This is a genomic window from Micromonospora sp. NPDC007220 (genome assembly GCF_040634035.1).
Lineage (GTDB): Bacteria > Actinomycetota > Actinomycetes > Mycobacteriales > Micromonosporaceae > Micromonospora > Micromonospora reichwaldensis.
Map to the genome: position 1 here is coordinate 232,637 of NZ_JBEYEU010000005.1, position 18,658 is coordinate 251,294.

Below are 18,658 nucleotides of genomic sequence, written 5' to 3' on the forward strand. Positions count from 1 at the left end.
TCAGCCCTCGGCGGCGCGCCGCCGCTCGAGGCGCTCCCGCTGCGGCACCACCGTGTACTTCGGATCCTTCGCCGAGGCCACGCCGCCCTCGAAGATGCCGAACCGGGTCGCCACCGAGGCGCCCAGCAGCGCCACCCCGGACAGCGCGGAGAGCGTCCGGCTGCGCCGACCCAGCAACGCGCCGGCCACCCCGACCGCCGTCAGGGCCCGTCCGGCGCGCAGCAGGCGACCGGGCCGGCCGGTGCGGTAGGGCTCGCTGAGCAGCCCGAGGCGGGTCTCCACCCGGTGCGCGCCGTACAGCTCCAGGGCCGCGCCCGCCACCGCCATCCGCCGGGCGGGCCCGGCCTGCGCGCAGGGCGCGGCGATCAGCCCGACGCCGGCGCCGCTGGCCAGGGCGCTGCCCGCGAAGATGACCGGCAGTTCCGGGTACGCCTCGTGCCACGACGGCACGGCCGTGTCGGCCAGCAGCACCCCCGTGTACGTCGCCAGCGCCGGCGCGGTCGCCGCGGCGGCCAGCCCGGCGGCGTGCCCGACCGGCGGCAGCGCCCGGCGGACGAGCCCCGGCAGGCCGCGCCCGGGCAGCCATGCCGCGCCCTCGGCGACCGCCGCGAGCCCGGCGGCCGGGCCGAAGGCGCCGAGGATCCAGGTGCCCACGGACATGGGCGAGGTGGGCTTGGCCACCCGGAGCATGTGGTGGAAGCGGGCGGGCCGCCCCAGGTCCTTGATCAGGAAGACGGTGCTGGCGGTGACCGCCGCCAGCGAGGCGACCCGGCCGGCGCGGCGCAGCGCGGGACGGCCGGTGAGCTGCCCGCCCGCCGCGAGCAGCGACGAACCGGCCGCCAGCCCGCCGGTGAACAGGTACGCGGCGATGTCCCACTTCCAGACCGGCGCCTTGAGGATCGGCCGGCCGTAGTAGGAGGTGAACTCGGCCTCCGGGACCCTCAGCTCCTCGCCGCCGCGCCGCCTGCGCCCACCGCGCTCCGGACTCATGAGGAACCTCCCACGAACGCGGCCACGGCCGCCGCCGCCATCGCCAGCGCGGCCAGGCCGGCGCGCTTCCACATCTTCGGCAGGTCCCGGGTGGCGACCACCGGGTCCGGCGGCAGCCCGTACACCTCGGGCTCGTCGAGCAGCAGGAAGAACGCGCCGTCACCGCCGACCCCGTCGCCCGGGTCGTGCCCGTAGAGCCGCGCCTCGGGCACGCCCCGCTCGTGCAGCGTCGCCACCCGGGCCGCGGCCCGCTCCCGCAGCTCGTCGAGGGGGCCGTACTGGATGGACTCGGTCGGGCACGCCTGGGCGCAGGCCGGAGTGTTGCCCGCGCCGATCCGGTCGTAGCACAGCGTGCACTTCCACGCCCGGCCGTCGCCCTTGCGCTGGTCGATGACGCCGTAGGGGCAGGCGGAGATGCAGTAGCCGCAGCCGTTGCAGATGTCCTCCTGCACCACCACCGTGCCGAACTCGGTGCGGAACAGCGAGCCGGTGGGGCAGACGTCGAGGCAGGCCGCGTGGGTGCAGTGCTTGCAGACGTCGGACATCATCAGCCAGCGGAAGTCGGTGCGCCCCTCCGCGCCCCCCGCGCGCCCCGGCGGCTGCGCCCCGGGCATCCCCAGGAACTCCGGCCCGCCGGCGGGGCCCGTGCTCGTGCCGGTGCTGGTCGCGCCGGCGTCGGTCCCCGGGCCGGCCCCAGTGCCGGTGGCCATCCGCGCGGCCGCGTCCGCCGCGCCCGGCGGCACCCCCGGCTCGGTGCCGGTCGGGTTGCCGACGCCGGCGGCCACGGCCGCCGACGAGGCGCTGACCGAGCCGCCCGTCGGCGTGCCGGCGAACGGCGGGCTGCGGTGCCCCGCCGGGCGGGGCTGCTCGACGAACGCGACGTGCCGCCACGAGTTCGCGGTCAGCGCGCCGGTGTTGTCGTACGACATGCCGAGCAGGTCCAGCCCCGAGCCGGGGACGTCGTTCCACTCCTTGCACGCCACCTCGCACGCCTTGCAGCCGATGCAGACGCTCGTGTCGGTGAAGAAGCCCATCCGGGGCGGGGCGTCGGTCCAGCCGGCCTCCGGAGCCGGGTCCAGCGGCCCGGACAGGCTGTGCGGGTCAGGAAGCATCGGTGCCCTCCCCGGCGCCGTCGGCGGGCTCCGGCGGGGCGAGCGCCCCCGGGGTGAGCGTCGGTGCCGGCTGGCCGGGGACGATGCCCGCCCGCCGCTGGTAGTCGGCCACCAGGTCCAGCAGGGCCGGGCCGGTGGGCCGCCGACCGGGCCGTACGTCACAGGTACCGATCTTGCTCTCCTGGATCAGCACGTTCGGGTCCAGGGTGATCCCGAACAGGTCGTTGGCCGAGTCGCCCGTCACCAGGCCCTCGAACCCGAAGTGGTACGGCAGCCACACCTGGTGGATCACCCGGCCGTCCACGCGCAGCGGGCTGAGCCGGTCGGTGACCAGCACCTTCGCCTCGATGACCGCCCGCCCGCTGACCAGGTGCGCCCAGCCCAGGTGCGCCAGGCCCACCTCCGCGGCCAACTCCGGGGACACCTCGACGAACATCTCCGGTTGCAGCTCCGCCAGGGGCCGCACCGTACGGCTCATCCCGCCCGCCGTGTGGTGCTCGGTGAGCCGGCTGACCGTGAACACGTACGGGAAGACCTGGCTGTGCTCCTGCGGCGGGCTCGGGTTCACCGAGTTCACCGGGTGCGCGTACACCTTGCGGGTGGGGTTGGCCTGCTGCCGGTAGAACGGGTTGCGCACCGGCGACTCGGCCGGCTCGTAGTGCGTCGGCAGCGGGCCGTCCAGCACGCCGCTGGGCGCGTACAGCCAGCCCTTGCCGTCGCCCTGCATGACGAACGGGTCGTCGCCGGCGATCCCCTCCGGGCCGGACGCGCCCTCCGGCGGCCGGTACGTCGGCGGCTTGGTCCGCTCGAAGTCCGGCACGTCGTAGCCGGTCCACTCCCCGGCGTCCGGGTCCCACCACACGTAGCGCTTGCGCTCGCTCCACGGCCGGCCCTGCGGGTCCGCCGAGGCCCGGTTGTAGAGGGTGCGCCGGTTCGCCGGCCACGCCCAGCCCCACTCGGCGGCCACCCAGTCCTGCTCGTGGCGGGACCGGCGCCGCGCCGCCTGGTTGACGCCGTCGGCGTACACCCCGGAGTAGATCCAGCAGCCCACGGCGGTGGAACCGTCGTCGCGGGCCTCGGCGAACGCGGACAGCGGGCGGCCGGTCGCCACCTCGTACCCGTTGATCTCGCGCAGCACCGTCTCGGCGTTCGGCTCGGCGTGCGGGCCGTGCGTGGGATAGTCCCAGGCCAAGTCGAGCAGCGCCCGGTCGCGCGGCAGGTCGGAGCCGGCCAGCTTCTCCCGCAGCCGGCGCCCGAGGTGGTAGAAGAACCACAGCTCGGAGCGGGCGTCGCCCGGCGGGTCGACGGCCTTCTCCCGCCACTGCAGCAGCCGCTGGGTCTGGGTAAAGGTGCCCTCCTTCTCCACGTGCGAGGCGGCCGGCAGGAAGAACACCTCCGTCTTGCACTGCTCCGGCACGATCTCGCCGGTGGCGACCTCGGGGCTGTTGCGCCAGAACGTGGCGCTCTCGATCATGAAGAGGTCGCGGACCACCAGCCAGTCCAGGTTCGCCATGCCGAGGCGCTGCGCCCGGCCGTGCGCCGAGCCGACCGCCGGATTCTGGCCGAGCAGGAAGTAGCCCCGCACCTTCCCGTCGATCATGTTCAGCACCTGCTGGTACGTCCCGTGGTCGCCGGTCATCCGGGGCATGTACCCGTAGCAGAAGTCGTTCTCCGGCGTCGCCGCGTCGCCCCAGTACGCCTTGAGCAGGCTCGCCGCGTAGGCGCGGGCGTTGCCCCAGAAGCCCTTCTGACCCGGGTGCCGGATGCTGTCCACCCACTCGTCGAAGGTGGGGTGGTCGGCGTGGTGCGGCATCGGCAGATAGCCGGGGAGCAGGTTGAACAGCGTCGGGATGTCGGTGGAGCCCTGGATGCTGGCGTGCCCGCGCAGGGCCAGGATGCCCCCGCCGGGGCGGCCCATGTTGCCCAGCAACAGCTGGATGATCGCGCCGGTACGGATGTACTGCACGCCGACGCTGTGCTGCGTCCACCCCACCGAGTAGATCAGCACGCCGGTGCGCTCCCGGCCCGAGTTGGCCGTCCACGCCTCGGCCAACTCCAGGAACTTCTCGCGCGGGATGCCGCAGACCCGCTCCACCATCTCCGGGGTGTAGCGGGCGAAGTGCCGCCTGAGGATCTGGTAGACGCAGCGCGGGTGCTGCAACGTCTCGTCCCGCTCCACCTGCCCGCCCACGTCGGCGCCGTGCGACTCGTGGCGCAGCCCGGCGGCGGTGTCCCGCTCCTTCGCGGTGTGCCCGCTGCCGGAGTCGGACTCGTGGCCCGCGTACTGCCAGGAGTCCTGCACGTAGCTGCCCGTCTCCGGATCGAACCCCGAGAAGAAGCCGTCGCCGTCCTCGGTGTCGACGAAGCGCTCGCTGACGATCGTCGCGGCGTTGGTGTAGGCCAGCACGTACTCCCGGAAGTCCAGCCCGTTCTCCAGGATGTGGCGCACCACGCCACCGAGCAGCGCGATGTCGGAGCCCGCGCGGATCGGCAGGTACGTGTCAGCCACCGCGCTGGTGCGGGTGAACCGCGGATCGACGTGGAACACCTTGGCGCCGCGCCGCTTGGCCTCCATCACCCACTGGAAGCCCACCGGATGGGCCTCGGCCATGTTCGAGCCCTGGATGACGATGACGTCAGCGTTGGCGACGTCCTGCTGGAAGTCCGTCGCGCCGCCGCGACCGAAGCTGGCCCCCAGACCGGGGACGGTGGCGGAGTGTCAAATGCGCGCCTGGTTCTCGATCTGGAGCGCCCCCATCGCCGTGAAAAGCTTCTTGATGAGGTAATTTTCCTCGTTGTCCAGCGTCGCCCCACCCAGACTGGAGATGCCCAGCGTGCGGTTGAGCGGCCGGCCCTGCGCGTCGACGTCCTCCCAGGTCTCCGCCCGCGCGGCGAGGATCCGGTCGGCGATCATGTCGAGCGCGACGTCGAGCTCCAGATCCTCCCACTCGGTGGCGTATGGCCGCCGGTAGCGAACCTTCGTCTGCCGCAGGGGGCTGGTGACGAGGCTCTTGCTGGCCGACCCCTTCGGGCACAGCCGCCCCCGGGAGATCGGGCTGTCCGGGTCGCCCTCGATCTGGGTGACCGCTCCGTCGGTGACGAAGACGCGCTGGCCGCAGCCGACCGCGCAGTAGGGACAGACCGACCGCGCCACGCTGTCGGCGGTCTCGGTGCGGGCGGTCAGCTCCGCCGAGCGGCCCGACTGCGCCGCGGCGCCCCGGCCCAGCGGGTCGGTCCCGGTGAGCTGCCGGTACACCGGCCAGCCCTGGATGAAAGTCCGCAGGCCCACGCGCGACACCCCCTCCCGGCCCGTCCGACACAGCCACCATGAACATAGGCCAGGCCGTCCGGGACCGCGACCCGTGCCGCGGGATCACCACCCCGACGGTCACCGCCCGCTTCCCACGGCGTCGCCCATGGCCGTACGCGACCGGTGTCCCGGCGGCGGTCCGCTCGATGTCGGCTGCGGGGCCGGCGAAGACAGCGCCGCCCCCGGGCCCGGAGGCTCGGGGGCGGCGCCGGTGTCGGTGTGCAGGTCGCCTCTCGGCGAGTGGCGCGACGCGGCTCCAGCCGGACGGTATTCCGCGAAGGCAATTTAGGTGAGGCCCGGGGACACTGGACACACCGACACCTCATTCAACCAGCCGGCGGGCTGCGATGTTCCACCGGCGGTGGATGTGCCGCTGGCCGGCACCCCGTGTTCGGGTGCCAGCCAGCGATCCCCCTTGTGGTGGAAAGTCTATGTGTCAGCTGTTCCAGTGCTCGGTGACGAGGTCGGCGGCCTGCTGCTCCCACTGGGCGTAGTGGTCGGGGTACGCCGACACCTGCACGGTCTGGGCGGCCTTGGTCAGGGGCATGTCCTGCCATCCGTCGACCTGCTTGAGGCCCTTCAGGAACGCGGTGGTGGAGTACTCGGGGTCGGTGATCTGCTCGATCGTGCCCCACCCGCTGGAGGGGCGCTGCTGGAACAGGCCCTGCGAGTCGTGGTCGTTGCGGTCACCCAGATGACCCAGGTTCTCCAGCTTCGACTCCTGCAGGGCGGTGGCGATGGAGACCACGGCGGCCCGCTCGTCCATGCCGGCCTTCTTCGTGGCCGCGATGATGGCCTTGACGTTGGCGACCTGCTCGTCGGACAGGTCGACGTGCGACTGGGCGCCCTGCACGCCGTGCGGGATCAGCTTGGCCTTGTCGACCGACGGCTTGTCGGCCTGCACGACTGCCACCGGCGTCGACTCCACCGACGGGACCGCCTGCGCGGTCGCGGGACCGGCGAACACGCCACCGGCGAACGCGAGACCAGCAACACCGAGAACGCTCTTACGAATGATCGTGTTCATCAGAAACGCTCCATTCGGGGGTTGGCACCCACACGCCGAAGGGGGATCGGCTTCACGCGGGTGCAAGCACCGTCGGCGCTCATACGAAACTCAAGGGGGCTCCGGCGAAACCTGGAGAGAATCTCCGACGATCAAGCGATCAAGCCGGAGGAAAGACCAGACGAAAGATCAGATCGGCCGTGCCGGCCGCATGTCCGACCCGTGCGGGCCGAAGAGCGGGGCCGGGCTGTCGTGCGGGGCGGGGGACGCCCTCACGTCGGCCGGACCATGTGTAACCACCGCCGGCCCGCCATCATTCCGGGGCGCCGGGCCCGCCATCCCATCGGGGCGGCGTGACCTCGGCGGCGTGGGTCTTGCTCGGTCGTACGCAGGGTGTAACGACCCCACCCCGGCCACGATTCCGCCCCCACGATGCCCCCGGTCACACCCACAAACCGCACACCCGGCACCATCACGCCACCCACCGACGACTCACCGGCTCAACCCGCCCCGGCCAGCCACCACAAAACCGGACACCCGGTCACACCCGGGTCCACGGGTCACCGACTCCCTACTCACCCGGCTCACCTTGACTCAGCCGGCGCGCCGGGCGCACCCGGCGCACCAAGCTCAACCGTGCTCACCTGGCTCAACAAGGGGCGCACTCGACTCATCCGGCGCATCCGAGTGGACCCGGATGATCCGGCTCACCCTGGTCACCGGGGTCACCCGGGGCGCCGGCAGACCCTGGTCACCGGGGTCACGAGGCGCCGGTGGAGATCTTGGTACGAGAGTGCCCCTGGAGGGGCCGTTTCTTGCCAAGATCTCCGGCAGCAGCCCGGCGGACGGACGCGAGAAGTAGCACCGACGGGGTGTGGCCCGCCACGACGCACCGCACCCCACGAAACCATCCGACACTGGCAGTAACCACCACGCCGAGAATGCAGAACCCAGCCCCGGCGACCCGCGCTCACCGCCGGCCAGGAGCACGAAAAACCATCCCGACCACGCCCCGCCAGCCACGACACCGGCGAAACCGCGATCCCCAGCGGCCCGACCTGGGGTTACCCTGACACCATGCAGGCCCTCTCCCCCGCTCCGACCCGCGCGGCCCACCTGGCCCGTCCGGGCCGGCCCACCGTGGTGGCCCGCACCCTCACAGAGCTGACCGGCCCCACCCGTGGCGTGGTGGAGTTGCCGGTGCGGCTGATGTGGAACTCCGACCGCACCTTCGACCTGGGCGATCCGGACGAACTGCTCTGGATGTACGAGAACGTGCTGCGCGAGACCACCCGCGCGGAGGATCTCCGGCTGCTCATCAACGGGCGCGCGTTGCGCCGGGTGTGGCGACTGCTCAACCTGCCCCGGGGCGTACGCCAGGCGTGGGAGAGCCGGCACCGGGGGCTGCGTACGGCGTGAGCACGCCCCATCCGCACGAGTTCTACCGCGAGGTGGCCCGGGTGGCCCTGTCCGCCGCCGGGCCGTACCGGTTCGTGCTCGGCGGCGGGGTGGCCTGGGCCGCACACGGGCTGGTGACCCGCCCGACGGAGGACGTGGACCTGTTCGCGGACGTGGAGGGGGCCGCCGCCGCGGCGGCGGACGGGGTACGCACGGCACTGGAGCGAGCGGGGTTCGAGGTGACCGACGCCGACCCCGACAGCGAGCTGGCCGAGCTGTTCGACGGCTTCGACCGGGACCTGAGGGACTTCGTGGTGAGCCGGGACGGGCGGCTCATCCGGCTCAGCCTGGCCCGCCTCGACCGGCACCGGAGCCCGGTGGTGATGGACCTCGGCCCGGTGATGGACGTACGGGACCTGATGGCGAACAAGACCGCCGCCCTGGTCAACCGGCGGGAGGTCCGGGACTACATCGACGTCGCGGCGGCCCTGGAGCACCACGACGTGGCGGAGTTGCTGGAACTGGCCCGCCAGCTGGACCCGGCCCTGGACGAGGACGACGTCCGGGCCGCCGGCCGCTACCTGGACCGGCTGCCCGACCGCCGGTTCGCCCGCTACGGCCTGGACCCCGCCGCCGTCGCCCAGGTCCGTACCCGCCTGGCCCCCTGGCCCCGCTGACCACCCACCCGCCCCCCGTCTCTTCGCGCGCCCCGCACCCCGCACCTCTCGCGCCGATCACGCACTTCTGGTGGGCGGGAAGTACTGATCCTTCCCTTTTGCGGGGCACCACAACTGCATGATCGACGCGGGCCAGCGAGGGCGCGGGGCGGCGAGGGGCGGGGCAGCGAGGGGCGGGGCAGCGAGGGGCGGGGCAGCGAGGGTGGGGTTACTTCGTGGGGCGGCCGCCCGTTACGCCGAGGATCTCGCCGGTGACGTAGCTGGATTCCTGGGAGGCGAAGAAGACGTACGCGGGGGCCAGCTCGGCCGGCTGGCCGGGGCGTCCCTCCGGGGTGTCCTGGCCGAACTTCTCGACCTTCTCGTTCGGCATCGTCGCCGGGATCAGCGGCGTCCAGATCGGGCCCGGCGCCACCGCGTTCACCCGGATCCCCCGCTCGGCCAGGTCGGCGGCGAGCGCCTTGGTGAAGTTGGCGATCCCCGCCTTGGTGGTGGCGTAGTCCAGCAGCTGCGGCGAGGGGTCGAACGCCTGGATCGACGAGGTGTTGATGATCGCCGAGCCCTCGGGCATGTGCGGCACGGCCGCCCGGCAGAGCCAGAACATCGCGTACAGGTTCGTCTTCAGCACCCGGTCGAACTGCTCGCCGCTGATGCCGAGGATGCCCTTGTCCTGTGCCATCTGGTAGGCCGCGTTGTTGACCAGGATGTCGATCCCGCCGAGGTCGTGCAGGGCCCGTTCGACCAACTGCTGGCAGTGCCCCTCGTCCGTGATGTCGCCGCGCACCGCGATGCCCTTGCGGCCGGCCTCCTCGACCAGCCGGACGGTCTCCCGGGCGTCGGCGTCCTCCTCCTCGCTGAGGTAGGAGATGAGCACGTCGGCGCCCTCCCGGGCGTACGCGATGGCGATCGCGCGGCCGATGCCGGAGTCGCCACCGGTGATCAACGCCCGCCGGCCGTCGAGCTTGCCGCTGCCGCGGTACGACTCCTCGCCGTGGTCCGGTTTCGGGGTCATCTCCTCCGTCGAGCCGGGTGGCGTCTGCTGCTGCTTCGGTTGTCCCTCCTGCTGGCCGTACTGGCTGGTGGGGTCCTGCTGGGTGTGCTGGTCCTCGCTCACCGACGTCTCCTCGCGCACCGGTCGGGTCTGGGGTCTCCCACGCCCTACCCTGCGGCGGCAAGCGGAAACGGCCGTCGCCGTGTTACATGACCATGCCCCTGCGCGCCGGTGTGATGAAACACCTCGGGCGGCTGTGGCAGGAGTGACCGCCGCTCGTTTATGGTGCGCTCGGCGCTCACCGGGCGTCCCGAACCCCCATGGAAGGGCACCTCATGACCTCTCCCTCCGGCCCGTCGCGTCGGACGGTGCTCGCCGCCGCGGCCGCGGCGGCGAGCGTCCCGCTGATCGCCGCCGCCCCCGCCCAGGCGGCCGGCCCGGCCCGGTCGCGGACCTGGGATCTGACGATCCTCGGCACGTCGGACACCCACGGCAACGTCTACAACTGGGACTACTACTCCGACGCCGAGTACGACGACAGCAAGCACAACGACGTGGGCGTCGCCAAGCTGGCCGCCCTCGTCAAGCAGATCCGCGCCGAGCGGCGCGGCAAGGCGACGCTGGTGCTCGACGCCGGCGACACCATCCAGGGCACCCCGCTGGCCACCTTCTACGCCAAGCAGGAGCCGATCACCACCACCGGTGCGACGCACCCGATGGCCAACGCCATGAACGTGCTCGGCTACGACGCCGTGACGCTGGGCAACCACGAGTTCAACTACGGCCTGCCGCTGCTGGCGAAGTGGATCTCGCAGCTGGGCTTCCCGGCGCTGGCCGCCAACGCCGTCAACGTCGCCACCGGCAAGCCGGCCTTCCTGCCGTACGTCATCAAGAAGGTCGACGTCGGCTTCGCCGCACCGCCGCTGCGCGTCGGCATCCTCGGCCTGACCAACCCGGGCAGCGCGATCTGGGACCGGGCCAACGTCGAGGGCAAGCTGCGGTTCGACGACATGATCGCCACCGCCGCGAAGTACGTGCCGATCATGCGGGCGCGCGGCGCCGACATCGTGCTGATCTCCGCCCACGGCGGCGACAGCGGCACCTCCAGCTACGGCCCGGAGCTGCCGATCGAGAACCCGACGGCGCTGATCGCCCAGCAGGTCCCCGGCATCGACGCGATCCTGTTCGGCCACGCCCACGCCGAGGTCGCCGAGAAGTTCGTGGCCAACGAGCGGACCGGCGAGCAGGTGCTGCTCACCGAGCCGTCGAAGTGGGGCCAGCGGCTGAGCCGGATGGACTTCACCCTGGCCCGCGATCGGGGCCGCTGGAAGATCACCAAGAAGTCCGCCGCCCTGCTGAACACCAACACCGTGGTCGAGGACCCGAAGGTCCTCGCCGCCGTACGGGCGCAGCACCAGAAGACCGTCGCGTACGTCAACCAGGTCGTGGCCCGCTCCACGGTGGAGCTGTCGGCGGCGGAGAGCCGCTACAGGGACACCCCCATCCTGGACTTCATCAACCACGTGCAGACCCAGGTCGTCGGTGAGGCGCTGGCCGGCACGGCGTACGCGGACCTGCCCGTGCTGTCGATCGCGGCACCGTTCAGCCGGACCGCGGTCTTCCCCGCCGGCGACGTGAAGATCCGCGACGTGGCCGGGCTGTACGTCTTCGACAACACCCTCGAGGCGGTCGTGCTCAGCGGCGCCGAGGTGCGCGCCTACCTGGAGTACTCGGCGAAGTACTTCCGGACCCTCGCCCCCAGCGCCCCGGTCGACCCGGCGACGATCAGCGACCCGGCCGTGCCGGACTACAACTACGACGTCTTCTCCGGCCTGGACTACGACATCGACATCTCCAAGCCGGTGGGGCAACGCGTCACCCGCCTGGTGCTGCCCGGCACCGACACGCCGGTGGCGGACAACGCGCAGTTCGTGGTGGCGGTCAACAACTACCGGCGCAGCGGCGGCGGCAACTTCCCCGGCATCGTGAAGACCCAGGTCTACAACGAGCAGCAGGAGATCCGGCAGCTGCTGATCGACTGGGCGCAGGCCAAGGGCACCATCGACCCGGCGGACTTTTACCAGCCGAACTGGCGGCTGGTGCGCGAGGGCGTGCCCGTCTTCTGATCCCCGCACCACCGGACGGGCCGTGGGCTGATCGCCTGCGGCCCGTCCGGCGCCCGGCGGCACGACCGGCCCGGTGCCACGTACGCGACGTGACACCGGGCCGGGCCGGCGCCGCGAGCCGGGTCAGCGTCGTTCGCGACCCGTGACGCGACCTCCGATCTCCAGGCGCGGCCAGTCGGCGAGGTCCCGCAGCAACTGCCGGTCGTGCGTGGCGACCACGACGGCGGCGCTCGTGTCACGGATCGCCTCGGTCAGCTCGTCGACCAGCGCCGACGACAGGTGGTTGGTCGGCTCGTCGAGCAGGATCAGCCCGGGCCGCCCGGCCAGCGCCAACGCCAGGTCGAGGCGCCGCTGCTGCCCCTGCGACATCCGCCCGACCGGGGTGCGCATCGCATCGGAGTCGAGCAGCCCGAGCGCCCCGAGCGGGACGGCCTCGGCGTCGCGGAGCGCCCCGCGGGCCACCAGCCGCCCCACGTGACGGGCGTGGACCTCGCGGGCGGTGCGGCCGGGGTCGTGCGCGGCGGTCTCCTGGTCGATCAGGGCGATCCGTGCCTCCTTCGCCGTCCACACGCGTCCGTCCGTCGGCTGGAGCGCGCCGGCCAGCACCGCGAGCAGCGTGGACTTCCCGGCACCGTTCGCCCCGGTGATCAGCAGCCGGTCGCCGCCGTCGAGGGTGAGGTCGACCGGGTCGGCCAGGCGCCCGTCGACGGCGACGCCGTACGCCCGCAACTGTGGCGCACCCCGCCGGACGCTCAGGTCGGGCCACCGCAGGGTCGGCGGCGGCTCCGGCACGTCGATCCGGTGCGCCTGGAGGGCGTCCTGCTGCCGGTGCAGAGCCTGCACGACGCCCGGCGCGCGGGACTGACGCTGGTGCTTACCGGTCCCCTTGTCGGGCCGCCAGCCGGTGGAAAGCCGGTCGCGGGCCCTGGACACCGCGTTCTGCAGCCGCTGGTGCTCGGCCTGCTGCTCCTCGTAGTCCTGCTCCCAGGACTCACGTTCGCGGCGCCGGGCGTCCTGCCAGGCGTCGTAGCCGCCGGCGTACAGGCGCGGCGTCCCGTCGCGCGTCGGGTCGAGGTCGAGGAACCGGTCCGCGACGTCGCGCAGCAGCGCCCGGTCGTGGCTGACGACGGCGAGTCCGCCGTCGTGCTCGCGCAGCCTGCGGGTCAGGAAGTCCAGCCCGTCGGCGTCGAGGTGGTTGGTCGGCTCGTCGAGCAGCAGCACGTCGTGCCGCGCGCCGAGCAGGCACGCCAGCCGTACCCGGTAGCGCTGCCCGACGGAGAGCTCCGACAACGCGCGGTCGCGGTCCGTGCACGCACCCAGGGCCTCCAGGGCGACATCGATGCGGCGCTCGGCGTCCCACGCGTCGAGCCCCGTGGCGGCCTCCAGCGCGACGGCATAGCGGTCCCCGGCGCCGGGATCGCCCGCGGCCACGGCGAGCGACGCCTCGTCCAGCGCGGCGAGGGCCGCCAACGACGCGGCCAGCGCCTCGGACGTCAGGGTGCCGACGGTCTCACCGTCACGCGCGGACAGCTCCTGTCGGGCCAGGCCGATCGTGCCCGCCCGGTGCACGGTGCCCTCGTCGGGCGGGATGAGGCCGGCGAGAACGTGCAGCAGCGTCGTCTTGCCGCGGCCGTTCTCGCCGACGACGGCGATCCGGGACCGGGCGGAGACAGTCACCGACACGTCGGCGAGGACCCGTCGGGAGCCGCGGACGACGGCGACGCCGTTGGCGCGGACGTGCGCGGCGCCGCCCGCCGCGACGGGCAGGGACAGGGTTTCGGTGGTCGGGGTGAGGTTCAAGGGTGCTCCGCAGCTCGTGGTGGAGCCGGGCAGCAGCAAGCGGCCGCCCGGCGGGAACCGGGACGGCGAGCGCGGATCAGCAGAGAGCAGGCGCCGCCGTCAGCGGGCGGAGCGGATCTTCTGCGACCAGATACCTCGTGCCATGGCGACCAGGCTAGCAGCGCGGGCGCTCCCGCTCGTCTGGATTTCGCTCCGTCGGGCGGGCCGTACGAAGAACCGGCAGGAACGGTGATCGAGCTGTGCCCCCGTTCCCGGGCAGGGCTTCAGGCCCCGTGCCGCAGGTCCCACCGGTCGCGCTCGTCGCCCGGATCCGGCTGGTCCCGCCGCGGATCGGTCTCGGTCAGCGCCGTCCGCTCCTCGGGGCGGACCGCGGGCGGCAGCTCGCCGAAGCGCACGTGCCGCAGGAAGCAGTACTCCTCGTCGGTGAACGACGGTCCGGAGCGGTCTTCTGCCATGACTTCCCTCCCTCGACGTCATCATTGCGTGCGGTGGTGACGTCGGACACCACCGCTAAGGCATCCTAGGATCCTGGGTGAAAGGCGAGGGTCGGGGTGCCCGTGCGGCACGTCGGCGAGCCCGATCGGCGTGCGGGCCAGGCGCGCGCCGACGACGTGCGCCCAGGCCTGCGCGCCAGAAGGTGCGGCCAGGACGTGCGCGGCCAGGACGTGCGCGGCCAGGACGTGGGGGCCTCCGCAGCCGGGTTCAGCCGCTCGGCGGCCGGTCCAGCAGCGCCAGCGCCGCCCGGACCGGGGCACGACGCAACGTCTCGTCGAAGCTCGCCCGGCCCTGGCAGAACCGCACGAACATCCGCCAGCCAGGCGGCGTGGCCAACAGCGTGTGGAAGACCCCCGGCCGCCGGGCGAACACGTCGAGCAGCCGGTGCCCGGCGCGCATCGACGGCACCAGGTCCCGGGTGACCCCGCGGTCGTAACCCGCCAGGTCACCGGCGGCGACCGCCGCGCCGGCCAGTTCGCCGGAACGCAGCGCGTAGCTGATCCCCTCCCGGCTCCACGGCTCCAGCAGCCCCGCAGCGTCGCCCGCGACCAGCACCCGGCCCCGACGCAGGGGCGAGTCCTCGGCCCGGCAGCGGGTCAGGTGGCCGGAGTCGTGCGCCGGCTCCACCCCGGACAGGCCCAGCCGGTCCACGAACCCGCGCAGGTAGGCCCTGGTCCGCTCCCCCTCGCCCCGGGCGGCGATCACCCCGACCGTCAGCCGGTCGCCCTTCGGGAAGACCCATGCGTACGAGCCGGGCAGCGGACCCCAGTCCAGCAGGAGGCGGCCCCGCCAGCGGGCCTGCTCCTCCGGCGGCACGGGCAGCTCCAGCTCCAGCCCCAGGTCCACCTGCCGGTGGGTGACCCCCACGTGCCGGGCAGTCACTCCCGAGGAGCCGTCCGCCCCGACCACCGCCCGCGCGTGGACCGTGTCCCCGTCGGCCAGCCTGAGGCGTACGACGTCGGGGTCCTGCTCGACCGCGCGGACCGCGACGCGCTCGCGCACCTCGGCACCGGCGGCGACCGCGGCCGCCCGCAGCCGGTCGTCGAACTCCTCCCGGCGCACCATGCTCACCAGCGGCCCGGCGGGATGGCGGCGAGTGAACCGGCGACGCCCGTCCCGGGTGAACGTCACCCGGTCGACCCGGTCGTGCGCGGGCACCTCGATCCGGTCGGCCACGGCCGCGAGCGAGGTGCCGATCAGACCGCCCCCGCAGGTCTTGTAACGCGGGTGCGCGGCGCGCTCCACCACCAGTGTGCGCACGCCCGCTCGGGCGGCGGCGTGGGCGGCGGAGAGCCCGGCGGGGCCGGCGCCGACGACGGCGAGATCCCAGACGATCACTGGTGCAGCCTAGGGCAAACCGCAGCCCGCGGCGCCGACGGCGCGGCCACCGGCACCGCCCGATCGGGTGGGCATCTTCGCCCGTCCACCGGGTAACCGCAGCGGCGTAACCGCCCGCGCAGGGGCGGGACAGGCGAAGGAGGAAAGGCCATGCGGCAGGTGCAACTGTCGGATGTCGAGGAGCGGGTGTACGACGCGGTCGCGGCGCTGGAGGCCCGGGGACAGGTGCCGTACCCGGACCTGATCGCCGAGGAGGCCGGTCTCACTGAGGAGCAGCTGCGGGCGCCGCTGCACCAGCTCACCGAGAAGAACCTGTTGCACCGGGAGGACTCGCCAATGGCCGGGCTGGACTTCGGTCCCCGGTTCTGCGCCCGCCAGATGGCGTGAGCCCCCGAGCACCTCGCGATGGTTCGCCTCCCGGGGACCGGGGTAGCGCTCGACGATGCCCGATCACTGGTCCACGGGAGGCACGATGAGCCCGGCCGACACGACCGCGCCGCCGGACGACCGGCGCCGCTGGCAGGCCCTCGGGGTCGGGCTGGTCGCCGCCTTCATGACGCTGCTCGACGTGAGCATCGTCAACGTCGCCGTCCCGTCCATCGACCGCGCCCTCGGGGCCTCCCCCAGCGACCTGCAGTGGGTGCTCTCCGGGTACGCCCTGACGTTCGGGCTGGTGCTGGTCTCCGCCGGCCGCTTCGGCGACGCACGCGGCCGGCGAAACGCGTTCGTCTTCGGGATCGCCCTGTTCACCCTGGCCAGCGCGCTGGCCGGGCTGGCCGCCTCGCCCGGGTGGCTGATCGCGGCCCGGCTGATCCAGGGCGCCGCCGCCGGGGTGGTGAACCCGCAGGTCACCGGGCTCATCCAGGAGCTCTTCCAGGGGCCGGAGCGGGGTCGCCCGTTCGGGCTGCTCGGCGCCACCATCGGCATCTCCACGGCCGTCGGCCCGCTGCTCGGCGGCCTGCTGATCGCCGTCGGCGGCGAGGCGCACGGCTGGCGGTGGGTGTTCTTCGTCAACGTGCCCGTCGGCATCCTCGCGGTGGTCCTCGGCTGGCGGCTGCTCCCCGGCCGACCCGCCGGCCCACGCGACCACCGGCGGCTGGACCCCGTCGGGGTGCTGCTGCTCGGCGTGGGAGTGCTGGCCGTGCTGTTGCCGCTGGTGCAGCAGGAATGGCGGAGCCCGGCGAAGTGGCTGCTCGTTCCGACGGGGCTGCTCGCCCTGGCCGTCTTCGGGGCGTGGGAACGGTGGTACGGCCGCCGCCAGGAACCGCTGTTCGACCTGGGGCTGTTCGGCTTCCGGTCGTACGCCCTGGGATCGCTCATCGCGCTGCTCTACTTCGGCGGGTTCACGGCGATCTTCTTCATCTTCACGCTCTACCTGCAGAACGGCCTCGGCTACAGCGCACTGGTCGCCGGTCTGGCCATCACCCCGTTCGCGCTGGGCTCGGCCGCAGCGTCCGCGCTCGGCGGCCGGATCGTCAACCGCTTCGGGCGTCCCCTGGTCGCGGTCGGGCTGCTCACCGTGGTGGTGGGACTCGTCGCGGTGGTCGTCGTGCTGAACCTGGCCCCGAGGGGCGCCGCCGTGCCGTGGCTGACCGCGGCCCCCCTGCTGGTGGCCGGGCTCGGCAGCGGTCTGGTGATCGCGCCGAACCAGACGCTGACCCTGTCCCAGGTACCGGTGCGGCAGGCGGGCAGCGGGGCCGGCATGCTCCAGACCGGCCAGCGGATCGGGTCCGCCGCCGGGATCGCCGCCGTCGGCTCGGTCTTCTTCTCCTCGCTGGCCGCCAGCGGCGGGGACTTCTCGCTCGCGTTCCGGCACTCGCTGCTGCTGGCCGCCGGGGTGATCGCACTCGCGCTGGTGGCGGCCCTGGTCGACGTCGCCTTCGGCCACCGCCGGTGACTACGGTCTCCAGCAGTTCCAGCCGGGCGTCGAGCCATGCCTGGGCCAGCCGCCACGACGGCCGACGCCCCCGGCCAGCACCCGCCGGTGGGACGCCAGGTCGCCGCGCTCGCCCTGCTCTGCCACCGGTCATCGTGGCCCGACATGCGTCTGGCCGGCACCCCGGTTGGGGTGCCGGCCAGCGGCGATTCGGCTACTGCTGTCAGCTGTTCCAGTGCTCGGCCACCAGGTCAGCGGCCTGCTGCTCCCACTGGGCGTAATGGTCCGGGTACGCCGACACCTGCACCGTCTGCGCGGCCTTCGTCAGCGGCATGTCCTGCCACCCGTCGACCTGCTTCAGACCCTTCAGAAACGCCATCGTCGAGTACTCCGGATCGGTGATCTGCTCCACCGTGCCCCAACCCGAGGACGGACGCTGCTGGAACAGGCCCTGCGAGTCATGGTCGTTGCGGTCACCCAGATGACCCAGGTTCTCCAACTTCGACTCCTGCAACGCCGTCGCGATCGACACCACCGCGGCGCGCTCGTCCATGCCGGCCTTCTTCGTCGCCGCGATGATCGCCTTGACGTTGGCGACCTGCTCATCGGACAGGTCAACGTGCGACTGGGCGCCCTGCACACCGTGCGGGATCAGCTTGCCCTTGTCGACCGACGGCTTGTCGGCCTGCACGACTGCCACCGGCGTCGACTCCACCGACGGGACCGCCTGCGCGGTCGCGGGACCGGCGAACACGCCACCGGCGAACGCGAGACCAGCAACACCAAGAACGCTCTTACGAATGATCGTGTTCATCAGAAACGCTCCATTCGGGGGTTGGCACCCACACCGAAGGGGGATCGGCTTCACGCGGGTGCAAGCACCGTCCGGCGCTCATACGAACTCACGGGGCTCATACGAAACTCAAGGGGGATCTCCAGCGAAACCTGGAGAGAATCTCCGACGATCAAGCGATCAAGCCGAAGGAAAGACCAGACGAAAGATCAGATCGGCCGTGCCGGCCGAATGTCCAACCCTGTGCGGGCCGGGCTGTCGTGCGGGGCCGGGCTGTCGTGCGGGGCCGGGCTGTCGTGCGGGGCCGGGCTGTCGTGCGGGGCGGGGGACGCCCTCACCTCGGCCGGACCATGTGTAACCACCGCCGGCCCGCCATCATTCCGGGGCCCGGGCCCGCCATCTGTCGGGCGGCGTGACCTCGGCGGCGTGGGTCTTGCTCGGTCGTACGCAGGGTGTAACGACCCCGCCCCCGCCACGATTCCGCCCCCACGATGCCCCCGGTCACACCCCCGAACCGGACATCTCATCACTGGGCGACCCCGACGACCACAGACCGGGGCCGCAGCAAACGTGCCGACGGGCACGCAGCCTGCAACGAAGCCCATCCGGGACGCCGGGGCCTGAACCGGACGCCGTGCGCGGACGCCTCATCGGCGGCTCTCCGGCGGGTCGGACGCCACGCGCGGGGACCCCTCATCGGCGGCTGCGGGAGACCTTGGCAGATACGGGCCCCTGGCGGGGCCTGTTGC

Annotated in this window: 14 protein-coding genes; 5 read left to right on the forward strand and 9 right to left on the reverse strand. The window is 72.9% G+C overall.

The features are described 5' to 3' along the window. The 4 genes from nrfD to ABZ573_RS13540 form a co-directional block, all read right to left on the reverse strand. Positions 1-990: an NrfD/PsrC family molybdoenzyme membrane anchor subunit gene (nrfD, locus tag ABZ573_RS13525; RefSeq protein ID WP_327028379.1), complete on the reverse strand. Its 990-nt coding sequence runs from the start codon at positions 988-990 to the stop codon at positions 1-3. Continuing rightward, a complete protein-coding gene (locus ABZ573_RS13530) occupies positions 987-2,102 on the reverse strand; it encodes a 4Fe-4S dicluster domain-containing protein (protein WP_358118203.1) in 1,116 nt (371 codons plus the stop codon). The genes nrfD and ABZ573_RS13530 overlap by 4 nt, the downstream gene beginning before the upstream one ends. Beyond that, positions 2,092-5,391, reverse strand: a complete 3,300-nt coding sequence (fdh, locus tag ABZ573_RS13535) for a formate dehydrogenase (protein ID WP_358118205.1) — start codon at positions 5,389-5,391, stop codon at positions 2,092-2,094. Before fdh ends, ABZ573_RS13530 begins: the two co-directional genes overlap by 11 nt. Positions 5,392-5,848: 457 nt before the next feature. Then, entirely contained in the window at positions 5,849-6,439 is a 591-nt protein-coding gene (locus ABZ573_RS13540) for a hypothetical protein (RefSeq protein WP_358118207.1), read from the reverse strand. 1,056 nt (positions 6,440-7,495) lie between these two features. Between ABZ573_RS13540 and ABZ573_RS13545 the strand changes: the two genes are divergently transcribed. Together ABZ573_RS13545 and ABZ573_RS13550 are read left to right on the forward strand one after the other, a co-directional pair. After that, on the forward strand, positions 7,496-7,837 hold the full coding sequence (locus ABZ573_RS13545; protein ID WP_358118209.1) for a hypothetical protein: 342 nt from the start codon (positions 7,496-7,498) through the stop codon (positions 7,835-7,837). Further along, on the forward strand, positions 7,834-8,493 hold the full coding sequence (locus tag ABZ573_RS13550; RefSeq protein WP_358118211.1) for a nucleotidyl transferase AbiEii/AbiGii toxin family protein: 660 nt from the start codon (positions 7,834-7,836) through the stop codon (positions 8,491-8,493). Before ABZ573_RS13545 ends, ABZ573_RS13550 begins: the two co-directional genes overlap by 4 nt. A gap of 208 nt (positions 8,494-8,701) precedes the next feature. Here the strand turns inward: ABZ573_RS13550 and ABZ573_RS13555 are convergent, their stop codons facing one another. Next, entirely contained in the window at positions 8,702-9,604 is a 903-nt protein-coding gene (locus ABZ573_RS13555) for an SDR family oxidoreductase (RefSeq protein ID WP_151456834.1), read from the reverse strand. Positions 9,605-9,816: 212 nt separating this feature from the next. Here ABZ573_RS13555 and ABZ573_RS13560 point away from each other — a divergent pair, with 212 nt between their 5' ends. Continuing rightward, positions 9,817-11,607 carry a 5'-nucleotidase C-terminal domain-containing protein gene (locus ABZ573_RS13560; RefSeq protein ID WP_358118213.1) on the forward strand — a complete coding sequence of 597 codons (1,791 nt, stop codon included), beginning with the start codon at positions 9,817-9,819 and terminating at the stop codon, positions 11,605-11,607. A 123-nt stretch (positions 11,608-11,730) separates the two neighbouring features. Here ABZ573_RS13560 and ABZ573_RS13565 read toward each other — a convergent pair whose 3' ends face one another. The 3 genes from ABZ573_RS13565 to ABZ573_RS13575 form a co-directional block, all read right to left on the reverse strand. After that, complete coding sequence (locus ABZ573_RS13565) at positions 11,731-13,407, reverse strand: ABC-F family ATP-binding cassette domain-containing protein (protein WP_358118215.1); 1,677 nt, start codon at positions 13,405-13,407, stop codon at positions 11,731-11,733. Between the two features lie 263 nt (positions 13,408-13,670). Continuing rightward, entirely contained in the window at positions 13,671-13,862 is a 192-nt protein-coding gene (locus tag ABZ573_RS13570; protein WP_358118217.1) for a hypothetical protein, read from the reverse strand. 247 nt (positions 13,863-14,109) lie between these two features. Beyond that, positions 14,110-15,240, reverse strand: coding sequence for a geranylgeranyl reductase family protein (locus tag ABZ573_RS13575; protein WP_358118219.1), 1,131 nt, complete (start codon positions 15,238-15,240; stop codon positions 14,110-14,112). Positions 15,241-15,390: 150 nt separating this feature from the next. On the opposite strand from ABZ573_RS13575, the gene ABZ573_RS13580 reads away from it, so the two are divergent. Both ABZ573_RS13580 and ABZ573_RS13585 read left to right on the forward strand, forming a co-directional pair. Then, positions 15,391-15,627 carry a hypothetical protein gene (locus tag ABZ573_RS13580; protein WP_132239717.1) on the forward strand — a complete coding sequence of 79 codons (237 nt, stop codon included), beginning with the start codon at positions 15,391-15,393 and terminating at the stop codon, positions 15,625-15,627. Between the two features lie 85 nt (positions 15,628-15,712). Beyond that, on the forward strand, positions 15,713-17,137 hold the full coding sequence (locus tag ABZ573_RS13585) for an MFS transporter (protein WP_358118221.1): 1,425 nt from the start codon (positions 15,713-15,715) through the stop codon (positions 17,135-17,137). 202 nt (positions 17,138-17,339) lie between these two features. On the opposite strand, the gene ABZ573_RS13590 is transcribed toward ABZ573_RS13585, so the two are convergent. Beyond that, positions 17,340-17,930, reverse strand: coding sequence for a hypothetical protein (locus ABZ573_RS13590; RefSeq protein ID WP_358118223.1), 591 nt, complete (start codon positions 17,928-17,930; stop codon positions 17,340-17,342). Between the last annotated feature and the right edge of the window lie 728 nt (positions 17,931-18,658).